The following is an 11659-nucleotide window of genomic DNA, read 5'->3' as shown; positions in this document are numbered from 1 at the left end:
TTTAAGACGCTTGGAGTTGGTCCACGATCTTATTAGCAGAAGCCACTGGCTGCGCCGCCACGATCTGCTCGCGATTTAAAATCCGGTAGTAAAGTACCATGGCACCAGGATCATCACGAACATAGGCATCTCCGTGCGTGAGATCGAATCGTACAAAATCGTTTTGCATCTCAGGAGGTAGTGATTCGAACACATGCCTTTGCAATATGATGATATTGCCTTTCTTACCAGTTTCTTTAAGAATGAATTTCCGCATCTCTTCATAGCGAGTAGCTAAGGTCAAGCCGTGGCCGAATAGGTCATACTCAATAGGCGATGAGTCGGGAAAGAAGGATTGGACTGGTCCGTGGACAACACCAATGCCACAATATATGGGGTGCGGATAATTAAATTCATTTAGACACTCGCAGAAGGCGTTCATGAAACGCAAGCTAAGAACAATAGCTCCTTCAAAAATATGCCCTTGGGGACTACTAAATGGAAAGCCTACGGTACAAAGAAAGCCGTCACCTAGCTCTTTAACCCGAAAGGCGTTGGCTTGCAAAGTCTCTTCGTCATAACCTTCCATCATGATTTCGCCGCATTTTGAAAAAATATCTCTAAAAAACTGTCTCGTGCCTGGTGAATTGATTTTGCTGCTACCTGCAATGTCGAATGATATGACACAGGCTTCTGACTTCGCTACCGGCATGCTGTCTTCTAAGTTTTGACCAGCCTCCATGGCTTTGATTTGATGAGGATAAAACACCTTTGCTAATTGGTTGTAGCTGTGCTGTGCCTTACGAAAAGCGGCAGCAGATTTGCCAGATATGATCGCGCTTTGGATCAAAATAAATGCAATAAATGTATAGGGGCTAATCCACATGGTATCAATGACCTGTCGGTGGTGGAGAATGTCATTCGCCACTCCAATGACAAGGATAACAAATGCAATGGTAATCTTGATCACTAGAGAGTCACCCTTGATACAGTAGTAAGCTAGAAAGCAGATACCTGTGATACAGCCGACAACAAGATGGAGTAGATAGAGCCAAAGTAAGTTCGTGAATATGATTGGATCGAATGTCATGGTCAAAATAATTAGCGCAATTCCGTAGCCAAAGCAGAAAATATTTGTGATGGGTATATAGATTCCTCGGAGGAGATTGAGCCCAGCGTAGAACTTCCAAGTTGCTATGACCATGGTGGGTAGGCAAAGGTAGGTCATACGAATCATGAATTCAAATGTTTCTTTGCTGTTGACTAACCCCATAAATTCTACGAAGCGGGCGGTGGTAAACTCTCGGGCTGCCATGAAGCAACAAAGAACTCCAAAACCAAGGGCCGATGTGTCGTCTCTTCGCTGGTTATATAGTACAAAGTGAAAAATCCCAATAATGAGACAAACACCAACAATAAATGCCCTTAGAAAGAAGTCTCTAAATAAGTCTGCTGAGAGTCTCTCATAGTCATCTATAACAGGCGCTTCTAAAACTCCTGTTCTCTTAAAGATGTGATTGCTGATTTCGTATTGAATCATAATGAAGCCGTCGGTTGGAATGATGATCTTTCCCAAAGGTTCATAGGCAACGGGCTGCTCATTTTTGGGTATTGGCGAGGGGTTCCCTTGTCTGATATCTCCTAAGACAGTTTGCCCTTGGCGGTCCCAGGCGCGCACACGGGAAGCCATAAAGGTTTCTCCAAGGCGCAAGCCAATGGTTTGACTATACAGCTCGCGAGGCAGCTGGACCGTTAGAATATAAGTCCCATAGCCAAAGTTGGCAGATGATTCAAAGAGTGCATTAGGTTCTTGGGCTTGCCAGATTTCGGGAACCATTTTGAATTTGGATAGGGTCTCAGGAGGGTCAACGCTGATGTCCAGTGGTTCACCTTTGACGAATCGCCATGGACCATGTAACTCTACGGCACCCTGATCTTCGAAATTCCAATGACTTAGGTCCAGGTGACCATTATGTATCACAGGCTTGGCATGTCGCGATCCTTCGCAGCCGCTTAGGAGTCCTGCCAGGATCAATAATTTTGTGAGGTGACGAATCACAAACGCTATCTAGCTATGGTTCTCGATAGATCATGTTCGGGATTCCGGTGGGAAAGCCAATAAGCATCTTTTGCCTAGTAGCTTTCCTGTTGGGTTCAGAAAAGAAGTTGCTATGGAATACAGCGGGGAGAAAAGTTATCAAGGCCAAAACCGATTCCAGTTGCTCCGGGAGGATTAAAACCATAGACATGCAGTTTATGAATGCTAGCGCTGCCGTCAGGGCTCTGCATTCTGAAAGCACTCGGCATTCCATCACGAAAGTTTGCAGACTCAGAAGCCACCTGAACTTCATGGATGATTTGATCATTCTGATCGTATGCTTGAACGACATAAGTTTCTGAGAAATCAATGTCGATCAATTCCAGATAAGCCTCGCTAGCAGGAGTTCCATAGCTTACAACTAAGGTATCTGTTTGCTCCGCTTGCTTATGACCGTCGGTGATAAAAAATTGCCCTGTATTTTGGTCTGGAGCCAAGTAGTTAGCGACGTTATCTGGCCCACCGTAGTACGCGATGGGGGTCATGCCACCGTACTGACCGATGAATACTGGATTACCGCTGATGGTTGAAAATGTAATGCCATGTGATTCTGTAAACTGGCTATCTACTACCAAGCCTTCGGCAGGTATTTGGCTATTGCTTAAAGATTCAAAGTCTAATGGAGCTAGAGCACAATCTGGATCCCAGATAATGCTAACTTGGCTTTGGAAATCGTAGCTTTGCGAGCCAAGTGTCAAACTAAGAGAAATGTCGATATCGGTTTGAATAGAGCCTGCACTCGCCTCGATCTTGAAGTTCCGAAGCCATCCTTCTCTTGCCTCTGCAACGCTGACCGTTACTGTTGATCCTTGGGAGCTCTGGTTCCACACAAGGTTTGTGATTTGTGAAGAGGCATTTTCAATCACCTGGCCATCGCTTTCTAATCGACAAGCTACAGCTGATTGAGTTTCTGTCCGTTCCTCGGCAAATTCTTGGCAATATAGATAGGCGCCTGTGATAGGCACAGGTTGAACAGCACCCTCACCCGATGTATCAGCTGATGTTTCAACGATTTCAACAGCAGAGTTTTCGGTTTTAGGGTTTACGCTGCCCTCGAAGTTCTCCTCATTGCATCCAATGCTGAGGCTGCCGATGAGTATAAGTAGTATTGTTTCGAGCTTCATTTGTTTTCCTAAGGCGAGGTGTTCCTAATCTCGCCGATCTCTAGTGATAAATTTTGCTTATGTATCATATCGGTTTCGGTTCTACGAATCCTCAGAGGGCACTTTATGGCCTTTTTAGGATGCCGATTTAAAAAGGTTTTTTGGCTTTTTTACCGACGGAAATTGAATCGGTTCCACATGGATGTGACCCTATCTTATGACATAAAACGGTATAACTATGCCCATCGTAAGATTTTGCAATACGTTCTTTGAAGAAAGCCCAGATCAGTCGAAACCAACCTAGTCCCTCACTCGTTCGTATTATTACTGCGGTGGAATAGTATAAGTCATTAAACATACTGAATTAATGAGGCCTTTGCGAGTTTTCCTTTCTGCATCTTTCGAATCCATTAACTTTTGGAAACAATCTCCGATTCCTTCAGGGAGAAAGCACACACATGTAAGGGAGATTCGTACATGGATCGAGACGAAAAATTGAAGTTGAGAGTCGACTTGCTGAATATTGCTCGGGACATAGAGTTGGGTCTACCTAAGAATATTCTCCTTCACAGGATTGCCGACGTGTTAGACGGGCTCAATATTGAGGGTGGCAGCGTTAGCGGAACAAATCCTGGTAACGTTACGCCGATTCGAGACTAAGGGTACCCATGACAACGTTTAAAGATCACCGTTTGCAACTCGCAGCTCTTCAAAATTCTGAGGAAACAGAAGTGCTACGAATATTAACCCATTGGATTGCTGCTTTGGAGTTAGGCCACGAGGGCCTTGCAGCGTGTCCTCAGGAATGGGTAGGTCTCCTGGCTCGCTTTGATCTTCAAATAGGGGGTGCAGAGGCCCCATGTGACCATAGCTCACATGTTGAAGAGGGAGAAATGATTTTGAAAGTAGAGGATTCCCTGGAAATTCCTCTCAGAGATCTCTTTAAAGTCATTTTCGATCCTTATATCGTTTCTCTACACTACAAGGGAAAAGTTCAGCACTTGGTAACGACTTCAGGTCGCTCCTATCTGATTCAAAATCCGCAAGCGCTTAGACTTGGAGAGTCACAAGCTGTCCTGTTGATGCAAGGGAGTTCTTACGAAGGGGCATGGGTCCTTCAGAATCCAAAGTTGAAATTTACTACCGGGGAACATCGTGATCCAAAGTGAATGGCAACAAGCAAAGTCTGAATTCGGAGAGATGTTCACGGTAACCGTGGAGACATTGAAAGAGGAATTGCAGGATATCTTTGAAGAGATCCGCAACGAATTAGGCCAATCTGAGCACTGGAGTACGGAGACCACTGCTTTCACCCTTCGCAAGCTTCACACCATCAAAGGCACGTCGGGGCAAGCTGGGTTTAGGTCCCTTTCGGATCACGTCCACCATATAGAAGACTATTTTTCGGCTTGTGCCAAGCAGAACTCCATGCCATCGGAGGAGTCGTTTGATCTGCTTAGCGACTGGTGCGACTGTGGAAATCAATTTGTGAGTCAATTGAGTCCGGATTCTTGGGACGATGGTGTCATGGGGCCATCGTTTCAAAGAATGGTTGAACTGGTGGAAGGAATCCTTAGGTCGCAAGGGGAACAACGAAATGACACTCCTCCCTCAGATGAACCTAAGGCTGCGGACTCTGGAGCTACCGATAAGAAAATTGAAATCTCTCCTTCTGATTACGATGTTTTATATAGTTCCATAAAGGAAACGCTTGACTTTTTGATCAGTATTGAAGTGCCCGGCGTGGAAAGTCTCCTGAGTACCAATGAAAAGGCCCTATTAGCCCTAGTTTCAGCGCGGCGAAGCTCTGCTCGGCCCTTAGCCCATCGCCTGAAGCGACTGGTTAGAAGCGTGGCTAAAAGTTTGGATAAGCCCGTTAACTTTCAGGTTGAAGGCTTTGATGCTGAGATCGATCGGAATTTACTGAAAAGTTTAAGTGAGATTCTCACTCACATGCTACGGAATAGCCTCGACCATGGGATCGAGGAAAGGGAAGCTCGATGCAAGTTAGGAAAATCAGAAAAATCAGATCTGAGTTTGGTCCTTGATAGCCGTGATGATCGGGCTATTGTAGAGCTTCGCGATGATGGCCGTGGGCTAAACCCAGATGTCATTGCCCAAAAGGCTATTGAAAAGGGAGTGATTTCAGCGGAGCAAGCACTCCAGATGACTCAGTACGAAAAGCAATTTTTGATCTTTCATGCCGGGTTCAGCACCAAAGAGGAGGTGTCAGACCTATCTGGTCGTGGAGTGGGAATGGACGCCGTGATGAACGAGATCAAGCGCTTTGGTGGGCAAGTAGTAATTGATTCGGAAGTAGGTCAGGGAACAAGTTTTCACCTTGAGTTTCCAGCAGCATATCAATCGATTCCAGTAGTTGTTTTTTCCGTTGGAGGGCAAAACCTTTTTATTCAGGCAGACTACGTTGATGCTATTGCCACCAATGCCAGCCAATGCGAAGTCCATATGGGAATGGTAATGCATAAGTCCAGCGGAGTGGAATACCTTCAAATGTTTTTGCCCGGTCTTACCCGAGGTGCTGGTGGTCAGTGGCTCTTGGTGACAATCGATGGGATGCAAGGCGCCATCGAATGCGACCGCATCCTGGATATGAGACAAGCGCTTATCAATAGCACTCCTATTGACGAAAGATTTCCTTGTTACCTCAATGGTTTTATCCAAGACCGAAACTACGGCTGCGCTTTTGGATTAGATCTTACAGAGATAGAACGAAACTTTAACCAATATTTAGAAGATGGTGAAGATATTGCAGGAGAGCATAGCCAAGACAACCAAAGGGAGATACCCATGAGGCCACGTCAGCCACTTTCTGGTAATATGATTAGCCGCGAGCAAATTTATGGTGTCCTAGATGGAGAGCAACTTCTGGACAAACTGCGCGGTATTCTTCAGGGAGATGAATTGCATCAAGCGGGCCTCACCCAGAAAATTGCAGAATATATAGCAACTGAAATCGACTCTTTTAAAGAGTCCATAAGCTCCATCGACGATATGGAGGATCTGCAATATATGGTCGCCATTCGGTACGCATCGTTGAAATCAAACTGGATTTTACTCAACACTCAAATGGCCTATCAGGTGGAGCACTCCGTCGAGGTGCCGATTGAAACTCAGTACAAGGCTAGTATCTTATCGACCCTGCTTGAATCTCTTGAGCCTTTGTCTCATCCACAGGCGATCCAATATATAAGTGAGGTGTTATCTCAGCCTCTTCGTGAAGCCGGCTAGGGCCTACAGATTGTCAAATTATGGCGTTCTATCGGGGAAATTGGTGAGAATGGGCGGGAGCCAGTCCCGCCAAGGAATTAGAGTCGTTCGAATAGCGACTGGATTGGATCTTTAGCTCTATCTTTAATGAACTTGGCTAAACACCACTCTTTGTCACGGCTGAAGCGGACGGATCGCGGATCGATCGTTGCGCCAATCAAGAAGGTACCATCAAGGCTTCCCTGATCAAAGTCCACAGTCGCGGGGATCGCAGCTTCACCCTTGCCATAGTACTTCACGAGATCTTTGGGGTAGACTTCTTTTGCAGTAGCGCCTAGACGACAGTCGTCCGTAAATAACTCATCCGTCCACTCTTCAAAAGAGTAATCTTGAGTGTATGGGCTCTCTTCACCCTCAGCATCTGGAATCTTTTGGAATTGAATGGAATGCTTGAAGAATAAGCGAACATCCGCAGCCTCGGAAACGAGGAAGTCCGAGTTGACAACGAACTTACCGATGGCTTTGGCTTCTTGCTCAGGGTTGTAGGTCCAAGTATCAGATCCGTAAACGACAAAAAGAGCTGTTTCGCCTTTTTTCCATTTGCCGTTTTGAGCCAAGAAGTGGCGGCGGAAATCAAGATCATCTTTTGCCATAGCTGCGAATGCGTCCCGTCTCTCAGCATCAGGAGCAACGAGCCAGACAAAACGAGGTCCTTTAGGTTGAGCAATGTCAAGGCCAGTTACATCAGTATTTGCAAGATGATTGGCTTGAAGTTCTCGGGGGTCGAAGATGTAATCCAGATCGAAGATGTTGCGAGAGAAGTACTGAGCAGTGTAGAAGAATCGCGAGAATGCTCCCACGCCAGCCAAGGCACCTCTTTCGAAGCTCAAGCGGTTTGATAGGTAGTGTGTATAGAAATTGTTGTCGATGATCGTTTCACCATCACCATCTTTTTTCCAGCTTTGACCGCCAATGTCATGCTGAGCGATTAGAACCTGGCTCTCTTTAGCACCATCAGAGAAGAACTTTGCTGATAATGCGGGGGTGAAACGGTCTTCTACGCTGGTAGGAACAGCGCTAGACAAACGACCCAGAACACAGTCGTTACGCTTAGCGTAATGTCCCGTCAAGCCTAACTCCTTAGCACCTTCCAAAGGCACGTAACTAAGCTTAATATTGACGCCGAAGCGGTGTGTGAGACGAATCGTGTCGCGAATTGAGTCTTCACGATAGGGTCTGATCTCGTTGCCGAGGTATTCGTCATCTTGGCCTTCGTCGCCGGCCCAGTCTTTTTTCGTCCAGCCAGAAAATATTTTCCAAAATCTTAAGGCAGAACCATTTCCAAATGTAACTACATCCTGAAATGGAGACTTAGGCTCGACTAAAGCGTCTGGGGATTGGGCTGTTTCTTCGATGACAGACCATGTCGTTTCGAGTTTGTCGCAGGCGTCTGACGCAGTCGATTGGTTCTTCTCATGAAGCTCGCGGGCTAGGTCCGTAAAGCGAAGGATTTGTTGTTTGACAAGGTCTTGGTCAACATTATCTAGGTATTTCTCCTTAAGATCATTGACTGTTTTTTCCTCAGCCAGTCCGCCTTGGGAAAAGGCCATAACTGCGAAGACACTGAGATTGGATGTCCATCGGATGAATTTGGTTTGCATACTCAAGTCATTCCCCTGAATCAAATTGTTATTGGTAGGCAGGTGGTACCCGAAATTGAACGTATGAACAATTAAATTGCACAAAAGTTTTAATACAACGTAAGGTAGTGTGGTTAATATGACTTAGTCCAAATATCAGTTGCAAGAAGTTCGCAAAAAAGTGAGGGTTACTCGCGATTGCGATAAGTTTTCTCCAATACGCCAAATAAATAGCGTATAATTGGACCAGCTAATCCCAAAAGTCAAAGATCGTTTGCTGCCGTCGGTTGACCCGGCGCGAAACTCTCCAAGGAGGTCGGATGTGATTGAGAATCAGTCGAGGCGAGACTTTTTAAGGAACTCGGTTGCAGTGGGTGGGGCCACCATCGTTGTCAACCCCTTTCCCTTTGAAGATCTGTGGGCTGCACCCCGCAAGGATACCGATAACCCGCTACAGCACCTCGAACACCATAGCGATTGGATGGATGGGCCAGGCAAGGCCAAGTTCCGTTACGAAGGTGTCCGAAAGGTTATGGGTGCAAAGGTCTATGGTCGTGACTATAGAGCTCAAGACATTCCCGGCTGGCCGCAACGAGAGGTCCGGGTCGTCATTCTAAAGGCTGATCGCTACGATCAGGTTTTCGAAGGGGTGGATTTTAGTTCAATTCCTAAAGAGTATCGGCCATCCAAAGTGATCACATCTAAGGAGTTCAAGAAGGCTGGTCTCAAGGTGCCATATTTCTTTCAGCCGAGCCTGTTCACAGAGCTTGGCCAGCCTGCTGACTTTTTGGGTCAACCGGTGGCATTACTATTGTTCGAAGATGCTGACGCTTTTCTAGTGGGAAAAGTGAACTACATCAACCAGTCGTCACTAATCAAATGGGGCAAAAAGCAGACCTTGCCACTGAAGGGTACCTATACCGAGGCAAGGTATGTTCGCTATGCAAAACCCAACGGCGAAGATCTTTATTCAGCGGTTCATGACAGCGGTATGATTCAGCCTCCCTATCAAAAACCTAAAGCCAAGGGCAACGCCAATGAGAGAGGTATGTACTTTGCGGACAAGATCCAAAAAGATATCAAGAGTGAAGGTTGGCAGGTTGTTGGTGGTAAGTATTCCACGCAGACCGTAGACTGTTGTTTTATGGAACCTGAGTCGGGGCTTTGTTGGTGGGATGCCAAGTCAAAAACCCTAAGCTTTGTATTATCGACTCAATCCCCCTACCACGATGCCGAAGGTGCTGTGGAGATGTTCTCAGGGAAGGGTAGCATCATATCTCCGAGAACGATCGAAATGAACGCCTGCTACATCGGTGGTGGTTTTGGTGGTAGGGACCATTCCATTTTTCCCAACTATTTGGCGATTGCAGCTGCTTTTGCGGACGGTAAACCCATCCGATTGATCCAACATAGGCAGGACCAGTTTCAGATGGGACTTAAACGACACTCGTGCCGCATCGACGAGAGCATCGCGGTAGATAAAAACGGCAAGTTCCAAGCTATCCAAGCATCTCTGGAATATTCTGGTGGTGGCAAGAATAACTTTAGTTTTGTCGTACCCGCTGTAGGCGCACAAAATGCAACCTCAGCCTACTACCTGCCCCGCTCAGATATCTCCTTTGTGGGCAAGAAAACGCGCGGAGTGACAGCGGGGTCGATGCGCGGGTTTGGAACAACTCAATCCATGTTCGCCTTTGAGTCCTTAATTGATGAAGCAGCCGAAAAGCTGAAGATGGACCCCATTGAGTTGAGACTCAGGAACGTGTTTGAAACTGGCATGAGAACACCACAGGGAACGATTCCAAGCCATCGTCTCAGAGCCAAGGAGATGATGCTAAAAGCTCAAAAGCATGCGCTTTGGAAGAATCGCGATAAGATCAAGAAACAGCGAACGAATAAAGATCAGATCTACGGGATTGGCTTTGCTGCTTCGATGAAAAGCTTTGGTACCAATCTCGACGCCATCCTCTGTGAGGTCGCAATCGATCGCCAAGGTCGAGTTGAAATGAAAACCAACTGCACTGAGATGGGCAATGGAGCAGCCACTACCATGCCTCTGGCAACAGCAGCGCACTTAGGAGTGAATGCAAGTTCCATAAACCTTGGAGCAACGACAGATTTTGATGTGCTCAAACTTAAAGGTAAATTTGTTTTATCTCAGGAAGAGCAAGACCGTCTCGCCAAAGACCCCCACTGGGTGCCCGCTGTATCCATGGGGACAGCAGCCAGTGCCTCTGCCTATCAGCAACGACACGGTGTCATGGAAGCTAGCAAACTTCTATTTGAAACCAGCATTTGGAGAGCTGCGAGCCACCTATGGGATATTCCATACAATCGTAGCGAAGCCCGTAAAGCAAAGTGGACGAACGGCTCTCTTAAGTATGGTTCTAAAAAAGCCTTGTCAATGAAGGCCCTCGCCGAAGTCATTTACAAAAAGAACTATAACACAGGAGTCATGGTGCATGGTTACTATCGATGTGCCTGGGCAGAGGCCGATTTTAAGGTGGACGGTGAAGTCCGCAAGCTACCTCTCGATGCTCTTGCGTTTCGCCAAGCAAATGGGAAGTACGATCTTCTTAAAAGAAAGAAGGTTTACTTTCCGCCCATCGCTAATCGCAATAAAGGGGTAGATACCTATACTCCTTGCGCAGCGATCATCGGTGTAGCCATCGATAGAAAGTCGGGTCAGGTAACAGTTGATGAAGTGCAGTCGTTCATCGATTGCGGACCGATCATCCACAAAGATATCGTTGAGGGTCAAAATGATGGTGGCGTTGCCATGGGTATGGGACAAGCCCTCTATGAAATGCTTCCGGAAGAAAAAGGTGGTGCCGGGGAAGGAGGCTGGAATTTTGGTCGCTATGAACTGACGCGCTATAAACATATGCCAGTGACCAAAACCGAGCTACACATCATCGAAGCGGAGTCACCAGACGAGCCTACACGAGGAATGGCAGAAGTGGTGATGATTCCCATTGCACCAGCGATTGCCAATGCGGTTGCCGATGCAACTGGCAAACGTTTTAGAGATCTACCCATAACAGCCCAACAGGTAAAGGAGTCCCTATCATGAGCAAAGTTGATATTAACGTCAAAATCAATGGTAAGACGTATAAAGACAAAGTCTCACCCCAGCTGATGTTGGCCGACTACCTGCAAGAGATCTGTGGTCTATCGGGTACAAAAGTCTGTTGCGCGGTGGGCAGCTGTAAAGCCTGTACTGTCGCTGTAAAACCTAAAGACGGCAAGATGATGAAGATGCAGGCTTGTATCACACCCTTAAGTGCAGTCAATGGCCAAGAGCTAACAACAGTCGAGGGTCTTGGAAAGGAAGGGAAGCTTCATAAATTACAAGAAGCTTTCTTAAAACACTTCTCCTTCCAGTGTGGCTACTCATCACCGGGGTTTCTGATGGGGGCGTTGGTTCTGATGGATAAGCTGAAAAGTAAGCCAATCGCCAAGTCTCAATTAGATCAAGAGATTCAGAACTCTCTGGGAGAGCATGTGTGTCGGTGCACGGGGTATGTTCGATATCACCGCGCGATCAAGGAAGTTATCTTAAGCGAGCCAGGGCTAACCACTTAAGTCTCAGAGGGGTGACTTTTCGGTTT

At 46.7% G+C, this 11659-nt stretch carries 8 protein-coding genes; 5 read left to right on the top strand and 3 right to left on the bottom strand.

The window, feature by feature from the left end; genetic code table 11:
- Position 1: 1 nt before the first annotated feature.
- Complete coding sequence (locus B9N89_RS17010; protein WP_132321044.1) at positions 2–2038, bottom strand: 7TM diverse intracellular signaling domain-containing protein; 2037 nt, start codon at positions 2036–2038, stop codon at positions 2–4.
- A 110-nt stretch (positions 2039–2148) separates the two neighbouring features.
- Positions 2149–3201: a hypothetical protein gene (locus B9N89_RS17005; protein ID WP_132321042.1), complete on the bottom strand. Its 1053-nt coding sequence runs from the start codon at positions 3199–3201 to the stop codon at positions 2149–2151.
- A 456-nt stretch (positions 3202–3657) separates the two neighbouring features.
- Here B9N89_RS17005 and B9N89_RS17000 point away from each other — a divergent pair, with 456 nt between their 5' ends.
- Genes B9N89_RS17000 through B9N89_RS16990 form a run of 3 tightly spaced genes read left to right on the top strand, consistent with a single transcriptional unit; the run spans position 3658 to position 6429 of the window.
- Entirely contained in the window at positions 3658–3840 is a 183-nt protein-coding gene (locus B9N89_RS17000; RefSeq protein WP_132321040.1) for a hypothetical protein, read from the top strand.
- 8 nt (positions 3841–3848) lie between these two features.
- Complete coding sequence (locus tag B9N89_RS16995; protein WP_132321038.1) at positions 3849–4349, top strand: hypothetical protein; 501 nt, start codon at positions 3849–3851, stop codon at positions 4347–4349.
- On the top strand, positions 4336–6429 hold the full coding sequence (locus B9N89_RS16990; RefSeq protein WP_132321036.1) for a chemotaxis protein CheA: 2094 nt from the start codon (positions 4336–4338) through the stop codon (positions 6427–6429). Before B9N89_RS16995 ends, B9N89_RS16990 begins: the two co-directional genes overlap by 14 nt.
- 77 nt (positions 6430–6506) lie before the next feature.
- On the opposite strand, the gene B9N89_RS16985 is transcribed toward B9N89_RS16990, so the two are convergent.
- The gene (locus B9N89_RS16985; protein ID WP_132321034.1) at positions 6507–8075 is read right to left on the bottom strand and encodes a hypothetical protein; all 1569 of its coding nucleotides are present in this window, start codon (positions 8073–8075) and stop codon (positions 6507–6509) included.
- Positions 8076–8370: 295 nt separating this feature from the next.
- Between B9N89_RS16985 and B9N89_RS16980 the strand changes: the two genes are divergently transcribed.
- Together B9N89_RS16980 and B9N89_RS16975 are read left to right on the top strand one after the other, a co-directional pair.
- Positions 8371–11121 (top strand): xanthine dehydrogenase family protein molybdopterin-binding subunit, encoded by a 2751-nt coding sequence (locus B9N89_RS16980; protein ID WP_132321032.1) that lies wholly within the window; start codon positions 8371–8373, stop codon positions 11119–11121.
- Complete coding sequence (locus B9N89_RS16975; RefSeq protein ID WP_132321030.1) at positions 11118–11633, top strand: (2Fe-2S)-binding protein; 516 nt, start codon at positions 11118–11120, stop codon at positions 11631–11633. The genes B9N89_RS16980 and B9N89_RS16975 overlap by 4 nt, the downstream gene beginning before the upstream one ends.
- Positions 11634–11659: the final 26 nt, after the last annotated feature.

The organism is Pseudobacteriovorax antillogorgiicola, from assembly GCF_900177345.1.
Lineage (GTDB): Bacteria > Bdellovibrionota_B > Oligoflexia > Oligoflexales > Oligoflexaceae > Pseudobacteriovorax > Pseudobacteriovorax antillogorgiicola.
Note: the sequence above shows the minus strand (reverse complement) of the source record. Positions and strands in the feature narration are given on the sequence as shown.